The organism is Nonomuraea spiralis, from assembly GCF_014648435.1.
GTDB lineage: Bacteria > Actinomycetota > Actinomycetes > Streptosporangiales > Streptosporangiaceae > Nonomuraea > Nonomuraea spiralis.
Genome location: NZ_BMRC01000009.1, coordinates 217507 through 236805, shown reverse-complemented (window position 1 = coordinate 236805; position 19299 = coordinate 217507). Strand labels below are relative to the sequence as shown.

Annotated in this window: 18 protein-coding genes; 6 read left to right on the top strand and 12 right to left on the bottom strand. The window is 73.3% G+C overall.

Annotated elements, in window-relative coordinates; translation table 11 throughout:
* Positions 1–46: 46 nt before the first annotated feature.
* Genes IEZ27_RS23895 through IEZ27_RS23885 form a run of 3 tightly spaced genes read right to left on the bottom strand, consistent with a single transcriptional unit; the run spans position 47 to position 4164 of the window.
* A complete protein-coding gene (locus IEZ27_RS23895; protein ID WP_189649279.1) occupies positions 47–2740 on the bottom strand; it encodes a hypothetical protein in 2694 nt (897 codons plus the stop codon).
* Positions 2741–2800: 60 nt separating this feature from the next.
* Entirely contained in the window at positions 2801–3349 is a 549-nt protein-coding gene (locus tag IEZ27_RS23890) for a TetR/AcrR family transcriptional regulator (protein WP_229824267.1), read from the bottom strand.
* Positions 3350–3375: 26 nt separating this feature from the next.
* Positions 3376–4164 (bottom strand): SDR family NAD(P)-dependent oxidoreductase, encoded by a 789-nt coding sequence (locus IEZ27_RS23885; RefSeq protein WP_189649277.1) that lies wholly within the window; start codon positions 4162–4164, stop codon positions 3376–3378.
* 130 nt (positions 4165–4294) lie between these two features.
* Between IEZ27_RS23885 and IEZ27_RS23880 the strand changes: the two genes are divergently transcribed.
* The 3 genes from IEZ27_RS23880 (at position 4295) to IEZ27_RS23870 (ending at position 7310) form a co-directional block, all read left to right on the top strand.
* A complete protein-coding gene (locus tag IEZ27_RS23880; protein ID WP_189649276.1) occupies positions 4295–5281 on the top strand; it encodes an aldo/keto reductase in 987 nt (328 codons plus the stop codon).
* 65 nt (positions 5282–5346) lie between these two features.
* A complete protein-coding gene (locus tag IEZ27_RS23875) occupies positions 5347–6084 on the top strand; it encodes a 3-keto-5-aminohexanoate cleavage protein (RefSeq protein ID WP_189649275.1) in 738 nt (245 codons plus the stop codon).
* 131 nt (positions 6085–6215) lie between these two features.
* Positions 6216–7310, top strand: coding sequence for a serine hydrolase domain-containing protein (locus tag IEZ27_RS23870; protein WP_189649274.1), 1095 nt, complete (start codon positions 6216–6218; stop codon positions 7308–7310).
* Positions 7311–7337: 27 nt separating this feature from the next.
* Here the strand turns inward: IEZ27_RS23870 and IEZ27_RS23865 are convergent, their stop codons facing one another.
* From IEZ27_RS23865 to IEZ27_RS23855, 3 genes are all read right to left on the bottom strand, one after another.
* Positions 7338–8000, bottom strand: coding sequence for a transglutaminase-like domain-containing protein (locus IEZ27_RS23865; RefSeq protein WP_189649273.1), 663 nt, complete (start codon positions 7998–8000; stop codon positions 7338–7340).
* 72 nt (positions 8001–8072) lie between these two features.
* Positions 8073–9311, bottom strand: a complete 1239-nt coding sequence (locus tag IEZ27_RS23860; protein WP_189649272.1) for a CU044_5270 family protein — start codon at positions 9309–9311, stop codon at positions 8073–8075.
* Entirely contained in the window at positions 9304–9900 is a 597-nt protein-coding gene (locus IEZ27_RS23855; protein ID WP_229824266.1) for an RNA polymerase sigma factor, read from the bottom strand. The genes IEZ27_RS23860 and IEZ27_RS23855 overlap by 8 nt, the downstream gene beginning before the upstream one ends.
* A 232-nt stretch (positions 9901–10132) precedes the next feature.
* On the opposite strand from IEZ27_RS23855, the gene IEZ27_RS23850 reads away from it, so the two are divergent.
* Both IEZ27_RS23850 and IEZ27_RS23845 read left to right on the top strand, forming a co-directional pair.
* Positions 10133–11653, top strand: coding sequence for an alpha/beta fold hydrolase (locus tag IEZ27_RS23850; RefSeq protein WP_189649271.1), 1521 nt, complete (start codon positions 10133–10135; stop codon positions 11651–11653).
* Positions 11654–11782: 129 nt separating this feature from the next.
* The gene (locus tag IEZ27_RS23845; RefSeq protein WP_189649270.1) at positions 11783–12145 is read left to right on the top strand and encodes a cupin domain-containing protein; all 363 of its coding nucleotides are present in this window, start codon (positions 11783–11785) and stop codon (positions 12143–12145) included.
* Between the two features lie 13 nt (positions 12146–12158).
* Here IEZ27_RS23845 and IEZ27_RS23840 read toward each other — a convergent pair whose 3' ends face one another.
* Complete coding sequence (locus IEZ27_RS23840) at positions 12159–12530, bottom strand: STAS domain-containing protein (protein ID WP_189649269.1); 372 nt, start codon at positions 12528–12530, stop codon at positions 12159–12161.
* Between the two features lie 227 nt (positions 12531–12757).
* Here IEZ27_RS23840 and IEZ27_RS23835 point away from each other — a divergent pair, with 227 nt between their 5' ends.
* Positions 12758–13183: a hypothetical protein gene (locus IEZ27_RS23835; protein WP_189649268.1), complete on the top strand. Its 426-nt coding sequence runs from the start codon at positions 12758–12760 to the stop codon at positions 13181–13183.
* Positions 13184–13199: 16 nt separating this feature from the next.
* On the opposite strand, the gene IEZ27_RS23830 is transcribed toward IEZ27_RS23835, so the two are convergent.
* The 5 genes from IEZ27_RS23830 to IEZ27_RS23810 all read right to left on the bottom strand — a co-directional run bounded on the left by IEZ27_RS23830 (position 13200) and on the right by IEZ27_RS23810 (position 19299).
* Entirely contained in the window at positions 13200–13808 is a 609-nt protein-coding gene (locus IEZ27_RS23830; RefSeq protein ID WP_189649267.1) for a cysteine hydrolase family protein, read from the bottom strand.
* Positions 13809–13879: 71 nt separating this feature from the next.
* On the bottom strand, positions 13880–14863 hold the full coding sequence (locus tag IEZ27_RS23825; protein ID WP_189649266.1) for a GlxA family transcriptional regulator: 984 nt from the start codon (positions 14861–14863) through the stop codon (positions 13880–13882).
* A gap of 74 nt (positions 14864–14937) precedes the next feature.
* On the bottom strand, positions 14938–16284 hold the full coding sequence (locus IEZ27_RS23820; protein ID WP_189649265.1) for a PP2C family protein-serine/threonine phosphatase: 1347 nt from the start codon (positions 16282–16284) through the stop codon (positions 14938–14940).
* Positions 16285–16368: 84 nt separating this feature from the next.
* Complete coding sequence (locus IEZ27_RS23815) at positions 16369–16878, bottom strand: GNAT family N-acetyltransferase (RefSeq protein WP_189649264.1); 510 nt, start codon at positions 16876–16878, stop codon at positions 16369–16371.
* A gap of 120 nt (positions 16879–16998) precedes the next feature.
* Entirely contained in the window at positions 16999–19299 is a 2301-nt protein-coding gene (locus IEZ27_RS23810; RefSeq protein ID WP_189649263.1) for a penicillin acylase family protein, read from the bottom strand.

Here is a 19299-nt window from a genome sequence, read left to right as displayed (position 1 = left end):
GCCGCCGCATCACCATTTCCCCGGCGCACATCGCCCGCGGGGGCAATCAGCCGAGCAGGTCGCGCAGACGGCCGCACTCGCGGACGAAGCGGGTGTCGCGGCCGCTCGCCGCGTGCGCCGACACCACCGGGATCGCGCCGCGCGCCCCCACCCGCCCGGCCACGTCGGCGGCCAGGGCCACCGCGTCGGAGTGGGTCACCGTCGGCCGTTCCCCCGGCCCCGGCAGCAGGCCGGGCAGCAGCCCGGTGAGCATCCGCCACACCGGTTCGTCCGCCCCCTGCCCGGCCAGGTCCCCGAGCGCGCGCAGGATCGGTCGTACCTGGAACGAGGCCCGCCGGACCAGCAGCGCGAGCTGCCTGCCGACCGCCTCGCCCGGCAGCTCGCCCCTGGCCGCCATCCGCAGCACCACCGGCAGCGCCCGTACGTCGCCACCGGCCACGAAACAGGCAACGACCAGCGCGAACGCCTCCCCCGGCGGGCCGTCCGCGTCGGCCAGCGCCGCGAAGTGGGAGACCTGGACGCCGGGGTGGTTCCACAGGTGCACCAGGTGGGGCAGGTGGTTGACGGCGACGACCTCCCGGTGGGAGGGCAGGGTGGCGGCCCACCAGTCCATCGCCCGCCCGTGGTCGTTCCAGCGCCACCGCGACGGCTCGGCCAGCAGCTCGTCGATCAGGACGTGCCCGGTCGGCCGCGCGCGCAGCACCGGCACCAGGCGGACCTGGCTGGTCAGGCGCACCGGCTCCCGCTCGTCGAAGAGGTGCTCGGTGTCGTCCTCGATGTACGACCACCGCACCCCCGTCTCGGGATCGGCCAGTTTGTCCCCGTCCAGCCACGCCGCGACCACGGCGGCGGGCCGGCCGAGCCGGGCGGCGCGGGCGGCGGCGCCGGGATGGCCGCCCCTGGGCAGGCGCAGCAGCGCCTGGCACAGGTCGGCGGGCAGCGGCTCGGCGCCCATCGCGACGGTCGTCTCCAGCCGGTCCACCAGCACCTCGGGGTCGAGGTGCCCGGTCAGCGCCGTGGGGGTGGCCAGCAGTACGGGAGGCAGCGTCCCCGCCCGGAGTGCCTGGTAGACCTCGCTCAAACGGCGGAGCAGGAACAGGTGCGGGGGCGAGACGTGCCGGGGCTCCGGCAGGCGCGGCTCCGCGACGGGGTCGCCGCCGGGCCGCAGCACCTCCTTGGCCAGGGCGGCGACCCAGAAGCCGGCGCCGACCCAGCGGTCGTGGTCGTAGAGCTGCGGGTACGTGCCGTCGAACTCGGCCGCCACCTCGGCGCGCACGGCCTCCCGGTCACCCGCCACCCCGGCGACGAGCGCCGCCAGCCATCGCTCACCACCCACCCAGCCGTCCCGCCCGTTCCCGAACCCGGGCTCCGGAAACGGCTGGGGCACCTCCGCACCCGGCACCTCGACGCCCGGCACCTCCGTGCTCGCCACCTCCGCACCCGGCACCTCGACGCCCGGCACCTCCGTGCCCGACACCTCCGCGCCCGGCATCTCGGTGGACAGCACGTCGGCGGCCGGTGTGAACGCCGTCGCGTGGCGGGCCGCGATCCTGGCGGCTCGTCGCCGGACCTCGTACGAGTCGTGCCCGGAGGCCGTGGCGAGCGCGGGGGCCAGGTCCGCCGCCCGCGCGGGGGCACGGCGTACCTCCTCCTCCAGCCATCGCAGGCCCGCGCGGGCCAGCCCGGCCTCGGGCCGGAACGTCAGCGCCGCGATCGCCTCGCTCACGTCGCCGTCGTCGTGCGGGCCCGTACGGCGCACCTGGGTCAGCGCCAGCTCGGCGACCGGCCCCGGGGCGGCGGGCAGCAGGCGCAGGTAGTCGCGGGACCAGACGGCGACCTCCTCCCGCGTCGGACCGGCCAGCTCGTGCAGCCGTACGAAGAAACGCAGGTCGGCGGGGTCGCCCCCGCGCAGGAAACGACGTACGCAGCCGTCGGCCAGCTCCTCGCGGGAGACCCGCCCGGCGTTGAGCAGCCGCTTGATCAGGGCGAGCCAGGGCGTGGGCACGGGGTCGAGCCGTTCGCCGCGCAGGACGCGACCGACCCCCTCCGCCTCGAAGACGCGCGGCAGCAGCGGGACGAGCAACGGGTCGGGACGGACCGGCCAGGCCGCCAGCCAGGCGGTGACGAGCGGATCGTGGTCGAGCGGGGTGCCGCCGAAGGCCCGCAGCAGCGCGAGCGCGAGCGGGGCCAGCCGGTCGTCGGCCGTACGGATCTTCCTGGCCACCCTGGCGGCCACGTCGGCCTGGAACACGGCCGGACGCGCGGCCAGTACGCGGATCACCTCGGCGGGGTGCGGCGGCGTGCCCCAGCGCGGGACGAACTCGCGGCGCCCCAGCCAGGCGGCCACGGCGGCCGGCCCCGGCAGCGCGCCGGCGCCCACGACACGCAACACCTCCCCGAACCCACCGACCCGATCGCTGTCCGACACCCCCATCCGCACCCCGAGCCCACGCATCCAGTCGGCATCCACCCCCGCCTGCCCCAAACCGGAGACCCCGGGCTCGGACGCGGAGGGCTCGGCGGCAGGGCGCCCGGGGGCCGGGGGCTCGGCGCGCGAGGTGGTGGTCCGCCTGGCCTCGTCGAGCAGCCCCGGGAGTCGGTCGGCCGCGTCGGCCCGCTCGTCGTCCGTCAGGGCGAGCACCCGGTCGGCCAGGTCTTTCAGGGCGCGCATCCCGACGAGCCGCCGGATGTCCTGCCAGGCCGCCTCCGTGGAGGTCGATGAGCTTGCCGCACTCGTCATGCGCGGCAGCCTAGAGATCGACTCCGACAGATCCCGTCGTGCTCATCCCGAGGCCCCCGGTCAGCCGGCGAGCGACAACCAGATGCGGTCGGGCAGGATCCGGGCCGCCTCGGCCAGGTCGATCTCCGGCGCGCCCGCCAGCCACCGCCTGCTCACCTCGGCCACCGGCCCGATCAGCAACATCTCCACCTGCGCCGCCGGCAGCCGTGCGACCGAGCCGTCCTCCATGCGGGCGCCGATCCAGGCGTTCAGCCTCGCCAGCCGGGACGCCTTGGCCGCGGCGATGCGCTCGGCGTACGGACCGAGGTCGAGCGCGTACGGCGCCGCGTGGATGAAGCGGGCCTCGGCCGCGTGCGCGGCGGTGAAGCCGAGGTAGGCCGCCACCGCGCGGCGCACGCCGTCGCGGGCGTCCGCGGCCGGCCCGACGGCGGCGATCAGGGTGTCCAGCAGCTCGTCCATGCACCTGCTGTACAGCGCGGCGGCCAGTCCCTCCAGGCTGCCGAAGTGGTGGTAGACGCTGCCCATGCTGACGCCGCTGCGCGTGGTCACGGCCCGGAGGGTGAAGTCGGCGGGGTACACCTCCAGGGCCGTGTCCAGAAGCCTGCGCACGGTCTCCTCGCTGCGCCGGTGCCGGGTCATCGGGCGGCCGTCAGCGTCTCGGCCTCGTCCCAGACGCGGCGGGCCAGCTCGGCGTCCAGCGCGGGGCCCTGCAACGGGACCTGCCGGTCCTGGTCGAAGTAGCGGCCGGTGCCGGGAGCGCCGGTCAGGGAGACGACGTGCCGCGCGCCTTCCTCCGGCGCGGCCCAGGTGCGCTTGGCGACCTTGAGCAGCAGGCCGAGCGGGCCGCCGCGGTCGCCCAGCCCGGTACGGATGACGCCGGGGTGCACGGCGTCGATCGTGGTCCCGGCCGCGCGCCAGCGTTCGGCGAACAGCGGCACGGTCAGCAGGTTGCACAGCTTGGTGTCGGCGTACGTGCGCATCGGCGAGAAGGACGCGCCCACGGACGTGCGCCCGGGTTCGGCCCTGCCCTTGGCGTACAGGCCGGCGGTGACCTGCACCACCCGTCCGAGCAGGTCCTCCAGCAGATGGTTGAGCAGGAACGGCGCCAGATGGTTGACCGCGAACGACTCCTCCAGCCCGTCCTCGGTCAGGGTGCGGCGGGCGGGCCAGATCCCGGCGTTGTGCACCAGTACGTCGATGCGCGCGCACCGGTCCCGCAGCCCGGCGGCCAGGCGCCGGACCGACGCCGCCGTGTCGAGCCGTCCGGCCACGGCCTGGACGTCGCCGCCGATCCGCGAGGCGGCCTCGCGGCCCTGCTCCGCGTCCCGTGCGACCAGCAGCACCTTGTGGCCCTCGCCGGCCAGCCGTTCGCACACCGCGTATCCGATGCCCCGGTTGCCACCGGTCACCACCATGATCGACATATCGGAGCATTTTTCTAGAGAAATGATCTAATTTCAAGGAGGTCTCCGGTCCGGCTTGACCTGGAGTCCGCTCCAGCACCCAGACTCCGTTCCGTGGCCCGTACGGGACGGGTCGAACTGGGGAGTGAGCATGAAGTACCGGACGATCGGCACCAGCCCGGAAACCCGCCGCGACGTGAGCGTGCTCGCCCTCGGCGCGATGCTGTTCGGCTCGGTGACCGACGAGAAGACGTCGTTCGCCATCCTCGACCGCTATGTCGAGGCCGGGGGGACGTTCATCGACACGTCCGACAACTACGCCTTCTGGGTGGACGGCGGCCAGGGCGGCCAGAGCGAGGAGCTGCTCGGCCGCTGGCGGCGCGCCAACGGCGTCGGCGACGAGATCGTGATCGCCACCAAGCTGGGCGCACGCCCCCTCGCCCCCGGCACGAGCTACGTCGACAACGCCGAGGGACTGTCCGCCAAGACGATCAGGGAATCGGCCGAGCGCAGCCGCGAACGCCTCGGCGTGGACCGCATCGACCTGCTGTACGCCCACATCGAGGACCGTACGGTGGCGCTGTCCGAGACCGTCGAGGGCTTCGGCGCGCTGGTGGCCGAGGGCACGGTCGGCCTACTCGGGGTGAGCAACCACCCGATCTGGCGGGTGGAACGGGCCCGCGCCCTGGCCGCCGCGGCCGGGGTCGCCGGGTACGAGGTGCTGCAGTACCAGCACAGCCTGCTGCGCCCACGCTTCGACGTACCGGAGACGATCTTCGAGGACGGCAGCCTCGGGCACGCCGGCGCCGAACTGCTGAGCTACCTGCGCGCCGAGCCCGACCTGACCCTGGTCGCCTACTCGCCGCTGCTCGGCGGCGCGTACACCCGGCAGGACAAGCAGGTGCCGCCGGACTACGACCACCCCGGCACCCCGGCCCGGCTGGCCGTGCTGCGCGAGGTGGCCAAGGAGTGCGGGGCGAGCATGAACCAGGTGGTGCTGGCCTGGCAGATCGGCTCGGCGTTCCCGGTGATCCCGCTGGCCGGGGCGTCGTCGGTGGCCCAGCTTGAGGAGAACCTGGCCGCCGTCGACCTCGAACTGACCGCCGACCAGCGCGCCCGCCTCGACGCCGCACACTAGACCACCCGCCGGACCACCGGCTGGGCCGCCCGTCTGAGGGGGGCCCGCTCGGGAAGGATGGGCGCATGTTCATCAAAGCGTGCCTCAACGGGAGCCGGGCGGCGGGCGAGCACCCGCGGCTGCCCCTGACGCCGGACGAGCTGGCCGCCGACGCCGTGGCCGTACGGCGGGCGGGAGCGGGCGCGGTGCACGTCCATCCGCGTGACGCGGCCGGGCGGGAGTCGCTGGAGGCCGCCGACGTCGGGGCGGCGACGTCGGCGATCCGGGCGGCGGCGCCCGGCCTGCCCGTGGGCGTGTCCACCGGTCTGTGGATCACGGGCGGCGACGTGCCGGCCCGCCTGGACGCGGTGACGGCCTGGGCCCGGCTGCCCGCCGCCGCCCGCCCGGACTTCGCCTCGGTGAACCTGTCGGAGCCGGGGTTCGGCGACCTGGCGCGGGCGCTGCTGGAGGCGGGGATCGGGGTCGAGGCGGGCGTGTGGTCGCCGTCCGACGCCGCGACGCTCACCGCCTCGGGGCTGGCCGGGCGGATGACGCGGATCCTGGTCGAGGTGATCGACGCGCCGTACGAGGAGGCGGTCCCCCGGGCGGCGGCCGTCCTCGACCGTCTGGACGGTTCCCCCGTACCCCGGCTCCTGCACGGCGAGGGCCCGGCGACCTGGCCGCTCGTGACAGAGGCCGCGCGGCTGGGCCTCGCCACCCGGATCGGCCTGGAGGACACCCTGCTGGACCCGGACGGCGGCCCGGCCGAGGGCAACGCCGCTCTCGTCCGCCGCGCCCTCGCCGAGGGCCGCTCCGCACGCTAGGGACGGCGCGCCGGCACGGTCCGGTGGTAGGGACAACCCCCGCATGATCATGGGTGGTGTCGTGACTGCGACACAGCCGACATTTCGCCAGAGTTGGGACATACCTTGATCGATCACTCGAAGGAGTCCCGATGCCGTCCTCCACGTCCCGGCGTGCGCTCGCCCTGCTCGTGATCGTCCCGCCGGCGCTGGCGCCGATGGCTCCGGCGTTCGCCGCCACCGCCGAACGTACGCCCACGGTGCAGTCACGACTGGACGCCCTCACCACCTCCCCGGACATACCCGGCGCGATGGCCTACATCCGCTACCCGGACGGCAGGACCGCGACGATCGTCTCCGGCACCGCGCGACGCGGTACGAAGCAGCCCATGCCCGGCGCCGACGGCCGGTTCAGGATCGCCAGCGTCAGCAAGTCGATCATCGCGGCCACCGTGCTGAAGCTGGTCGACCAGGGCAAGATCGACATGGCCGAACCGGTCGAGACGTACCTGCCGGGGGTCATCAGGGGCGAGGGCATCGACGGGCGGGACATCACCGTGAAGATGCTCCTCCAGCAGACCAGCGGCCTGCCGGACTTCACGCCCGCCGCCGACTGGTCGAAGATCGGCAAGCAGGACCTGCTCAAGCTCGCGCTGACCCTCGAACCGACGCCCCGGGGCCGCTTCGCCTACTCCAACACCAATTACATGGTGCTCGGCCTGGTCGCGCAGGCGGTGACCGGGCGCGACTTCCGCGAGGTGAGCCGCGACCTGGTACTGCGGCCACTGGGCATGCGGGACACGTACTGGCCGGCCAAGGGCGAGGACGGGATCCGCGGCCCGCACGCGCACACCTACGGCGTGCACCCGCTCCGGCCCAAGGACGGGGTCGTCGACGTGACCCGGCTGCCCGGCTACGCGTTCGGGGCCAGCGGCGGGCTGGTCTCGACGCCGCGCGACCTCGACACGTTCTGGCGGGCGCAGTCCGTCAAGTCCGGTTCGTACGTCGCGGTCGCCCAGCCCGGCTGGCCCAAGGGCGCCCGCTACGGGTACGGCGTCATGGAGATCCCGCTGACCTGCGGCGGGAAGTTGTGGGGGCACGGCGGCGACGTGCCGGGCGTGTCCACCTTCAGCGGCCGGGACCGCGCGGGCCGCACGGTCACCGTCTACGCCACCGGCTCGGCCAACGGCGGCAAGGCCCGCGAGCTGCTGATCGCCGCCTTCGACACCGCCCTGTGCGCCCGCTAGGCGTCGCGCTCCGTGGCGACCGGACGGTCAGGCGGAACGGCGGCTCAGCACGGGGTCGGCGACCAGCCGGGCGACCTGGCACAACGTCTGACCGTGCAGGCGGAACAACTCGTCGCGGGAGTCGAAGTAGCCCAGGTCGGCGCGTACGCGGGCGGACAGGTCGCATCGGGGTGAGGACCCGCCGTCCCAGTCCACGACGGTCCGGGTGACGGCGTCGAAAAGGGTCTCGGAGCCGCTGTTGCTGAAACCGGAGGTCTCGCACAGGCCGTCGAACAACTCCGAGAACGGCACCCACCCCTCGTCGAGCAGGAACTCCGGCCACGCCAGCACGACGTCGGCGGGAACCAGCGGACGCAGCCGAGGGAAGCGCGCGTGCCAGAACGCGCCGTCCACCACCCGGCCCCTGACCCGGGTGGCGATCCCACGGGAGCGGGCCACGGCCTCCAGCACCGCCATGCGCTGGCTGCACGACCCGCGCCCGCGGGCGATCGTCACGGAGACGGGCTGCTCGTCGCTCATCGCGTAGACCGGGCGGATGGTCTCGGCGATCAGGCGGTGGGCGGCGCGTACCAGGTCGCGGGGGGCGTCCGTACGGGGGAGCCGTCCGGCCAGGGCCGCGACGCCCGGGTGGTGCCAGTCGAGGATGGCGGTGGCGGCGGTGCCCCGCCGGGGCGATTCACCTTCGATCATGCCGTTCACCGTAACCGCCGGGGATCCGGCGCCGCCTTCGCCCCCGTCGCGGAGGGCGGCGCCTTCGCCGGGTCAGCGGTTCATGCTGTGGCGGCGGGCCGGGAGCCGGGGCTCGTCGTCCGTCCAGGTGGTCGACTTGATGGCCTCGTACGAGCGGTACTGGCCGACCTCCGACTCCAGCGCCAGCGGCTGACCGGTGGCCGTGTCCACGACGAACCGGTACCGCTCCCCCGGGCCGCCCGGCCGGCTGACCGCCTGCCCCTTGCGGCCGAGCGGGTCGGTGACCTCGCCCTCCGCCGTCGCCCCGGGCAGCGCGGCCAGCATCCGGTACGCCGCCGCCCGCACCTCCGGTGAGGTGGGGAGGTTCATGACGAGTCGCACGCCGGTCTCGAAGAGCTGGTTGTCCATGTTCACGCGTTCCTTGCCGTACCCCTTGGAGATGATTTGTTCGAGGGTGTCGCGCAGCCCTTCGGGGGTGGTCGGCAGGGCCTTCAGGGTGGTGGGCGTCATGGGCGTGCCCAGCAGGGTGAGGGTCCTGCCGGAGTCGTCGCGCAGGGCGTCGGGCTCTCCGGGGGCGGTCCGCAGCTTCACCGGGGGGTTCGCGCCAGGCAGGGTCCAGCTCCGGGGGGAGCCGGCGGCGCGCCAGGCGGCCTCGTCCTCGGGCGTGGCCGGTACGGTGCCGAGATCCCTGCGGATCACCCAGGTGCGCCGGTCGGCCGCGCTCGGCAACCACGCCTCGACCGATCGGGTGGTCTTGAGGGTGTATCGGCCGCTGGGGTCGCGTTCGAACCGTCCGTTGACGGCGCTGCGCACCCAGTACGCCCCCTCGCCCGACGCGGGCCCGACCGAGTCGGCGGCGGCCAGCAGGATCTCGCGGGCCGAAAGCCGGACGACCGCCGAGGACGAGCCGCGACCGGACGGCCTGACAGCGGACGGCTCCTGGGCGGACGGGGTCTGGCCGGTCGGGGCCAGGAGCGTCGCGGCCACGGTGACGGCGGCCGCCGCCCCGGCCAGGCTCGCCCCCACGACCGGCCAACGCCTCCGGCGGCCCCGGTCGTTCCGGGCCCCCGGACGGTCGTTCCGGGCACCCGGCAGAGCGCGCAGCAACGACCGTCGCCCCCCGCGCAGCTCATCCCTCTCCGGCGGGCCCGGCCGGGCGAAGGCGTCCGGGCCCGGCTGGGCGAGGGGGGCCGGGCCTGTCTGGGAGGTCTGGGTGTAGGCCTCGGCGAGGCGGGCGCGGCCGGCGGCCATCACGTCGGCGGTGGCCGGCGGCATGTCGTACAGGTCGCGGAGCAGGTTCAGGTCATCCATGGGTGTCTCCAAGCAAGGGGTTGGCGCCGCCCAGGGCGGCTCGCAGCTTCTTCCTGATGCGGTTCAGCCGGGAACCGACCGTTCCGGCAGGGATGTCGAGGGCATGGCCGATCTCCTGGTAGCTGAGGTCGGCCAGGGCGAGGAGCAGCAGGACGTCGCGGTCGGCGTCCGGCATCGCGCGCAACGCCGACACCAGCTCGCCCTTGAGGCCCGCCGCCGCCAGCCGGCCGGCCACCAGGTCCTCGTGTCCGTCCTCCGCCCGGTCGCCCGCGAACGTCTCCTCCGACGCCTGCTGCATGACCTGGAGCCGGCGGATCTCGCTCCTGCGGTGCTGGGCGACGACGTTGGTGGCGATGCCGTACAACCAGCCGCGGACGACGCCGCGGCCGGAGTCGAAGCCGGCCCGGCCGTGGAAGGCGGCCAGGAAGATCTCCGCGGTGAGGTCGTCGGCGGCCTGGGTGCCGAGCCGGCCGGCGACGTACCGGTGGATCTCGGGAAAGTAGCGGTCGTAGAGCACCCCGAACCTCTCGGGGGAGCGCAGGGACTCGGCGATCACCCGCTCGTCCTCGACCGTCATGGTTTGTGTCACACCCCTACTTGGTGGGAGCGCCCGTCCCTATTCACGCCCTGTCAGCTCGTGCGGGAGGGCCGCGCATTCCGCGCCCCGCCGACCAGGCGGGAGCTGGGCCGTCGTTCGTCGGCCGAGGCGAACGCTGTGGGCAATTTTCCATTTTTGACCCCATTCGCCCCCGCGGCCCGCGATGATCAAGGGCGGTCGACTGCCCACGGGGGGCGCATCGACCGTTGATTGGAGCGCAATTTTGCGGAAGAAACTCCCTCTGCTCGCCACCGCCTTCGTGGCGCTGGCAGCGTTGATTCCCGTACCGGCGGCCGTCGCGGACTCGACCGCGACGACCCGCACCATCACCTGGGCGCCCTGTGAGGAGGAGCCCAGCGCCGAGTGCGGCAAGCTGACCGTCCCGATCGACTGGTCCAAGCCGAACGGGGCGAGCATCGACCTCGCCGTCGCCCGCCGCAAGGCCACCGACCCGGCGGCCCGCGTCGGCTCGCTGGTGATCAACCCCGGTGGCCCGGGCGGCTCCGGAGTGGAGGCCGTGTACGGCGCTCCCGGTTCCTACACCGAGGAGCTCCAGAGCCGGTTCGACATGGTCGGCTTCGACCCGCGCGGCGTGGGCCGCAGCCACCCGGTGATCTGCTCGGCGTCGGTCTACAACCAGATGCCGCAGACCGTGATGCGCAGCCAGGCCGACTTCGACGCCTGGAACGCCTTCACCAAGAAGCTGCACCCGGACTGCCGGGCCCGTACCGGCCCGCTCTACGACCACGTCGACTCCGTCTCCGTGGCCCGTGACATGGACGCCCTCCGCGCCGCCCTCGGCGAGGAGAAGCTCACCTACTACGGCATCTCGTACGGCACCCTGATCGGGCAGATGTACGCCGAGCTGTTCCCCGGCCGCATCCGGGCGCTCGCGCTCGACAGCAACATGGACCACAGCCTCGGCCTCCGGGGTTTCTACGCCACCGAGGCCCTGGCCGTCGAGGACGGGTTCGACCAGTTCGTCGGCTGGTGCGAGCAGGACACGAGCTGTGTGCTGAACGGCCGCGACATCCGCGCGATCTGGAAGAGCCTGCTGGACAAGGCCCGCCGCGGCCAGCTGGTCTACCCCAGCACCGGACAGCGCATGACCGAGCTGCAGGTCATCTACAACGCCGCGCTGGGCAACGAAGGGCCCGACTGGCGCACGCTGAGCGAAGTGATCAACTGGCTGAACGGCGGCCCGGCGCCCGAGTGGGTGCCGCCGCTGCCCGGCCGCGGGCCGGTGCAGGGGGACGTGGCCGAGCTGCCGACCACGATCCTCTGCCAGGACTACAACCTCAAGGTGCGCAACTACGCCGAGTACGCGGAGCTGATGCGGACCGCCGGCCGGCTCGCCCCGGACACGCGGTACCACCCGTACCCGACTGACGACCTGCCCATCTGCCTCAACTCCACCACCAAGAACCCGCCGCACACCCTGCGTTACACCGGCAAGGCTCCGCTGCTGCTGGGCAGCTCGATGCACGACCCGGCCACGCCGTGGATCTGGTCGGCGAACGCGGCCCGCCAGCTCGGCCCGAAGGCCGTGCTGCTCACGTACGAGGGCTGGGGTCACCGCATCTACGGCAAGGACAAGTGCCAGACCGACATCATCGACCAGTACCTGACCGACCTGAAGGTCCCGCCGAAGGGCACCCGCTGCGCGGTGGGCACGCCTGAGGAGACGTTCAAGAAGCAGACGAAGCGGGCGTGGCCGTCCGACAAGCTGCCCTGGGCCGGCTAGTAAGCACGTCATGGGTACGGCTCCCAGTGGGCCGTACCCATGCCCTCAAAGGGATATTTGCCCTGCTGAACCCCTCGTTATGGACAATTCAGCGTAAGAAGGAAACTGACGAAGGGGGGTGAGTCAGTCATGATCGAGATCAAGAGCATCGACAAACCCGACGAACGGCGCGACTTCCCGAAAGGCCACCTGGAGGTCTGCGAGCTGAGCGGCCTGACTTTCGGGGTCGCCACCTTCGAACCGGGATGGCACTGGACGGATTCCGTCAAGCCGATCGCCGGAACGCCGTCGTGCCAGTTGCACCACAACTGCTTCATGGTCTCCGGCCGGATGCGTCTGCGGATGGACGACGGCACCGAGGCCGAAGTGGGACCGGGCGACGTCTTCGTGTGTTCGCCGGGCCATGACGCCTGGGTCGTCGGGGACGAGCAGGTCGTCCTGTACGACTTCGCGGGCGCCGCCGCCGAGTACGCCAAGGCAGCCGGCGGCTGACGCCGCGAGCCGGTCAGGCGGGCGCGTGAGACCGCCTGGGAATGACCTCTTCCAGAGCCTCGGCGACGGTGGCGCGTACGCCGAGGCGGCCTTCCAGACCGGTGATGCGCATCAGTCTGGCCGGCTGCGGGGTCGGCGCGGCGACCATGACCGTCCGTCCCGTTGCGGTGATACGTTTCCACGCGCCGATCAGCGCGCCGAGTCCGGCCGAATCCATGAAGCCGACGTCGGACAGATCGATCAAAGTGACGGCGGCCGGCCGGCCGTCGAGGTAGCCGGTCGCCCAAGCCTCTATGGCTCCGGCGGTGTGCAGGTCAAGGTCACCGGCCGGGTGCAGAACGACCGTTTCTCCCGCGGAGTTGGCGAGAAGTCGGAAAGTGTCCACTTTCACTGCTATCACTTCCCTTCCCGATCCGCTCTCCCCTCGACAGGGCCCGACAAACCCCGCCACCAGCCCGTACGCGGCCGAGCCGCTGCTCGATCGGCGTTTCTTCGCAGGCGATCGGGGTGAACTCGCGCGGCCATTCCCGAGCCGAATGTGCGTTCATTTCATACATAAGTAAAGAAATGCTGGGAAGCGGCAAGGACACATGATCGCCGACGTACGAGGAGATGAGAATCATGGTCCTGCTCGGCCTGCTGCTCATGGTCGCCGGGTCGGCCGCCGTGGCCGTCCTGTTCACGCGGACGACGGCCACCGCCACCGCCGACCTCACGCTGCTGGGCGTCACCTTCCGGGTCGGTGACCTGGAACTGTTCAGCGCGGGCGCCGCCACCGCCGCCGCGTTCATCTTCGGGGCGTTCCTGATCGCGGCCGGGACGAGCCGCAGGCTGGCCCGCCGCCGCGAGCTGCGCCGCCTCCTGTCCGAACGCGCCGACGCCCCGCAGACCGAGACCGCCCCCGCCCCACAGACCGAGAGTGTTCCGGCCCAGCGGACCGAGAGTGTTCCCGCGGAGGAGAGCCGGACCGTGCCCGCCCGTCGCCGGGCTCCGGCCGACCGGCTGGTCGCCGGCCGCCGCCGCCCCGCCACCGGGTGACCGGCGCGCCGGCCGGTCAGGCCGGCAGGGCGTCGGCCGTGGCGACCACCAGGCCGAACAGGTCGCCGATCGTGGTCAGGGCGGCGTCGTGCAGGGCCCCGGCGGACAACGGCGTGCCGTCGGGACCGGCCAGCGGGCGGGTGGCGCAGGCGTCGGCGACGACCGTGGGACGGAAGCCCAGGTTGAAGGCCCCCTGCGCGGTGAACGCGACGCACATGTGGGTCATGAACCCCGCCAGGACCAGGTCGGGCCCGGCGCCCAGGTCCGTCAGCACGTCCCGCAGGCCGGTCTGCTGGAAGGCGTCGGGGAACGTCTTGACCACCACCGGCTCCCCGTTGCGCGGCGCGACCTGCGGGCTGATGGCCCCGATCTCGGCCCGGACGTCGTACGGCGTGCCGGGGCCGCCGTCGTTGACGACATGCACGACGCGGGCTCCGGCGGCGCGGGCACGTTCGAGCAGGCGGGCCCCGGCCGCGAGGGCCTGGTCGGCGCCGGGCAGGGCCATGACGCCGGTGCGGTAGGTGTTCTGGTAGTCGATCAGTACGAGGGTCGAGTCGGCCAGGCGGGCCGGTTCGGCGGGCAGTCCGACGACCTGGCGCAGGGTGGGCGAGACGGTGGTGCTCATGGCGGGGGTTCCTTTCGGGCAGGCTCGCGCCGCCGCCCGGCATGGACGGCGTACGCGGGAGAATCAAGGGGTCAGGCCACCGTGTGGAAACGGCGGCGGTAGGTGCCCGGACCGGTGCCCAGGCGGCGGCGGAAGGCGCGGTGCAGGGTCTCCACCGAGCCGAGCCCGCTGTCGGCCGCCACTCGCGGCAGCGGCAGATCGGTGGTCTCCAGCAGCCGGCGCGCCACCTCCACGCGCGCCGACTCGACGTACGCGGCCGGGGTGAAGCCGGTCCGCTGCCGGAACACCCGGCTGAACTGCCGCTGGCTCAGCCCCATCCGCGCCGCCAGCTCGACCGTGGTCAGCTCCTCGGCGAGGTGCTCGGCGATCCACAGGCGCAGGTCGTCGATGTCGCGGCGGCCGGAGGCGGCCTGCGCCAGCGGGACGCTGAACTGGCTCTGGCCGCCCTGGCGCTTGAGGTAGACGACCAGTTCGCGGGCCACCGCGAGGGCGATCTCCTCGCCGTGGTCCTCGGCCACCAGGGCGAGGGTCAGGTCGAGGCACGCGCTGATGCCCGCGCCCGTCCACACCCGGCCGCTGGACCGCAGGAAGATCGGGTCGGGATCGACCGTGACCCTCGGGTGGTCGGCGGCCAGTTGCGCGGCGGTGGACCAGTGGGTGGTGGCGGTCAGGCCGTCCAGCAGGCCGGCCTCGGCCAGGATGTGCGCGCCGACGCACACCGAGGCCACCCGGCGGGCGCCCGGGGCGGTCCGCCGTACCCAGGCCACCACTTCGGCGTCGGTCAGGGCCCGCGGCCCGGTGGGGGTGACGGTCACCGCGCCGGGCACCACCAGGGTGTCCACCTGGTCGCCGACCTCCTCGAACGTCAGGTCGGCCACCAACCGCACCCCGGCGGACGTGCTGACCTGGCCACCCTGCGGACCGGCGAGCCGCACGTCGTACAGGGCGCGCCCGGCGACCCGGTTGGCCAGGGCGAACACCTCGGCCGGGCCGGTGACGTCGAGCAGGTCGACGTCCGGGAAGAGCACGATGACGACGCGGTGCGCAGCAGGCATGACCCGATTGTCACCGACCTGGCGGAATGACCGCAACGACACTTATCTGGCACATTCGGCCATCGCCCGCCCGTTCAGGCACGGGCGCCGCGCAGCGCGGCGGGATCCCCGAGGCGCACGGCGAGCAGGGCGACGTCGTCGGTGAAATCGGCTCCCCCGTGGGCGAGCAGCAGTTCGCACAGCTCCTCCAGGGGCAGGTCACGCAGGCGGTCGGCGGTGTGCGCCAGGCTCGCCATGCCCCGGTCGAGGCCGTGCGCGGGGTCCTCGACGAGCCCGTCGGTGTAGAGCAGCAGCGTGGACCCGGCCGGGATGACCTGCTCGTGGTCGGGGCGGGGCAGGTCGGGGGTGACGCCGAGGGGATGGCCGCCGTCGGCGCGCAGGTAGCGGGCGCGCCCCTCGACGGGCAGCAGCAGCGGGGGCAGGTGGCCGGCGGTGGCCCACCGCAGCCGCCAGGCGTCGTCGCCCTCCTCCTCCAGGCGGGCCAGCAGCACGGTCGCCATCGGGCCGCCGTGCAGGGCGTGCAGGATCTCGTCGAGGCGGCGCAGGATCTGGGAGGGCGGCTCGCAGTGCTCGTAGGCCAGCACCCGCAACATGTTGCTGATCTGGCTCATGACGGTGGCCGAGCGCAGGTCGTGGCCCATCACGTCGCCGACCATCAGGCAGGGTACGCCGTCGGGCAGCGTGATGGCGTCGTACCAGTCGCCGCCGATCCGCGGGACGCTGCTGGAGGGCAGGTAGCGGGCGCAGGCCGCCAGGCCGTTCAGGGCGGGCAGCGGCGGGAGCAGGCTGCGCTGGAACTCCTCGGTGTTGCGGCGGATGCGCTCGTAGAGACGGGCGTTCTCGATCGCGACGCCGGCCGCGCTGGCCAGCGCCGCGACGATCCGCTCGTCGTCGCCGGTGAACGGCATGCCCGTACGTTTGTCGGCGAAGTACAGGTTGCCGTAGACCGTGCCGCGCACCAGGATCGGCGTGCCCAGCAGGGTACGCATCACCGGATGGCCCGGCGGGTACTCGCGGAAGCTGGGATGGGCGGGCACGTCGTCCACGCGCAGCGGCCGGGGGTGGGCCATCAGCTCCTCCAGCAGGCCATGGCTGGTCGGCAACCGCCCGATGGCCTGGTAGACCTCCTCGGAGACCCCGTACGTGAACAGGTCGGCGAACTCGCCCTCCTCGTTGAGCACGCCGAGCGCGCCGTAGCGGGCGTCCACCAGGTCGGCCGAGACCTCCACGATCGTCCGGAGCGCCGTGTTCAGCTCCAGCTCGGAGCTGATCGCGAGGACGGCCTCCAGCAGGCGGGCCATCCGGCCGTGCAGGTCGCCGATCTGTTCCAGGCTCGCCTGCAACCGCCGGAGCTTCTCGGCCCCGAACGGCCCCAGATCCCCGCCGAACGCGCCGCCCTCCCGCGGCCGCTGTCCGCCCACCTCACCCCCCGAGCTGCCCTTGCCCAGGTCATGCCCCCGGTCACCGGCATGACACCTGGTCAGGGCACCGGCCGTGCGGGGCGGTCAGACGCCGAACGGCGCCGGGTAGGTGATGGTCCCGTCCGGCACCGGCAGCGTGTCGTCGAAGACCAGCGCCATCATCGCCTCGTCGGGCGCCTCGAACGACGGGCGGATCCCGTACGCCGAGGCGCGGGTGAAGCCGAACCTCGGGTAGTAGGCGGCGTGGCCGAGCACCACGACGAGGTTCTCGCCCATGGCGCGGGCGGCGTCGAGGCCGTGGCGGATGGCGGCCGAGCCGGCGCCCTGCTTCTGGAAGCCGGGCAGGACGGCGCAGGGGCCGAGGGCCAATGCCGGCTCCTCGCCGACGAGGCAGCGGGTGAGCAGGGCGTAGCCGGCGATCGTGCCGTCGGACGTCTCGGCCACGACGGACAACCCCGGGATCCACGCCGGGTCGGAGCGCAGCGCCTCGACCAGGTCGGCCTCCAGCGAGGTGGGGAAGGCGGCGAGGTTGACCTCGCGGATGGCGGGGATGTCCCGTTCCGTCTCGGGACGGGCGGTCCAGGCGCGGGTCATGACGCTCCTCACGGGTCGGCGCGGGCACGGCGGCCGGAGACCGGGATCGAGGACGACCGCCATCGGGCCAGCGTACCGACCGCCAGCCGACCGGCCCCCGTGCCGGCCGGCCGCCGCGGGTCAGCCGGTCAGGGTGGTGACGCGCAACCGCGGGTCGGACCTGATCTCGGCGTCGGTGAAACGTTCGGTCACCCAGCCGCCGCGCGAGAACAGCGCGGTCTGGTCGGCGTGGTGCGGCGAGCTCGTGTCGGTGGACAGAGAGTAGGTGAGGATCGTCCGGGTGCGGGGGCCGTCCGGGGTGAGTTCGACGGCCATCATGAAGCTGGAGCCGGTGTTCACGTCGGGGTAGCGCCCGTCCTTGCCGAGCGGGCCGGAGTTTCGGACGCGGTCGAAGCAGCCCTCCCCCTCGGTGCAGCCGGGGATCGGGACCGATCCGTAGTGCTGGGCCTGGCCGGTGGTGAGGGTCAGCGGCAGGCGGTTGGCCTGGAAGAACAGCGCGGCGTCGGCCAGGGCCTGCCGCACGGTGGTGGCGTCCCGTCTGAGCCCGCGCGGCGTGGTGAGCGGCTGCTCGGGGTCGAACGGCACCCGCCACCACGGCTGCTGGGGCTCCCCCGGCTTGCCGGGGCGCTGCAGCCCGTCGAAGAACTGCCGCCACAACACGGCCCCCTCGCCGTCCAGCGTGGCCCGCCCGTCCCAGCGGGTCAGCGTCCGGCACGCGGCCCGTACGTCGACCCGCTCCCCCGAGGTGGCCCGCAACTCGCGGTGTTCGCGGCACAACGCCGCAAGGTCCGGGCGCATGAGCTCGAACCCGTAGTTGCGCTTGCTCCGGGCGGTGGCCTGGAGCGTCTCCAGGGTGAAGCCGGGCGCGCCGAGCCCGTCGGCGCCCTTCAGCCGCCGGTCGATCATGTCCAGGCTGACCCGGGGCCGCAGCTCCACGTCGGTCCGTACGGCGCCCCAGACCTGGTCGTAGCCGGTCAGCGGGGCGGCCGGGTTCGTCATCCACGGGCTGTTGTTGGAGTTGGCGACGTAGTCGGCGCGGGTCAGGCCGGGCCGGCTGCCGGGGCCGAAGATGCCCGGCACGACCGCGTCGGCGTCCTTGCCCCACAGGCACGCGGACGTCGAGCCGTCCAGGACGAAGGCGTCCAGCGACGGGTCGGGCGCGGGCCTGGCGCAACGGCGGGCCAGGGCGTCGGTGACGTGCGGGACCACCGAGGCGTCGGCGAAGGACGCGGTCCCCCCGACGTCGGTGGCCAGCGTGTAGACGAACGGCAGTCCCTGGTACCTGTCCTGCGCGGCCCGCAATCCGGGCAGGTCGGCGGCCTTGGACATCGCCAGCCACTCGTCGGCCGAACGCAGGTTGGCGGCATTGGGATCGGCGAGCGCGTACGCGTACCCGCCGCCGCGCCCGGCGGCCAGCACCGGGCCGTAGCGGGAGGTGAACAGGGTGCGCGAGACGAAGCCGCCGTCCTGGAGCGGCACCTCGACCTCCTGGCGGCCCATCGGCTCGGGCCGCCCGTCGATCAGGTAGGTGGTGGGGTCGCCCTTGGCCAGTTCGAGCCGGTAGAGGGTGAAACGCTGGGCGTGGGAGACGGTGTGGGTCCAGGCGACGTTCCTGGTGTGGCCGATCTGCACGACGGGGGTGCCGTACAGGCTGGCGCCGGAGACGTCGAGCACGCCGGGGATGGTGAGCTGCACCTGGTAGAAGCGGCGGATGCCGTTCCACGGGAAGTGCGGGTCGGCCAGCAGCATGCCGTTGCCGCCGCGGGTCGCCTCGCGGCCCAGTGCCCAGGCGTTGCTGCCGGGCGCGCGGCGTGGGCCCTCGTCCTCGTCGTCGCCGCCGACGATGGCCTCCTTGAGCGCGGAGCCGCCGGACATGCGGTTGAGGTCGAGGAGGTTGGCCCAGACGTCCTCGGCGGTGATCGGGCCCACCCACTCCTTGCCGCGGCAGGCGGGGTCGGGCAGGTTGGCCACGCCGGTGTCGTCGAGGTAGCGGTTGTAGCCGGCCGCGTACCCGTTCACGAGTTCGCGCAGGTCGGCGCTCGGGCCGAGCGGGGCGGGCGAGGCCAGCAGCCGCCGGACGACGCCGGAGTCCGCGACGCTCTTGTGGTAGAGGTCGCTGGTGAGGTTGGCGACCGGGCGTACCGGGTCGTCGGACTTCGCGTCGGGGCCGAAGAACCGGGACCGTTCGCCGCGCAGCGTCACCACCCACGAGGCCATGACGCACAGGTTGTCCTGGGCGAAGGCGTACCCGTAGCCGAAGCCGAGGCCGCCGTGGTCCTTCGCGGACACGTGCGGGATGCCGTATTCGGTGCGCCGGATCTCGGCCGAGTAGCGGCCGTCGGCGGCCACGGCCGGCGGGCCCGTGAGCAGCGTGGCGACCAGGGCCGGCACGAACGCCGCGGCCAGCGGTCGAAGCTTCAT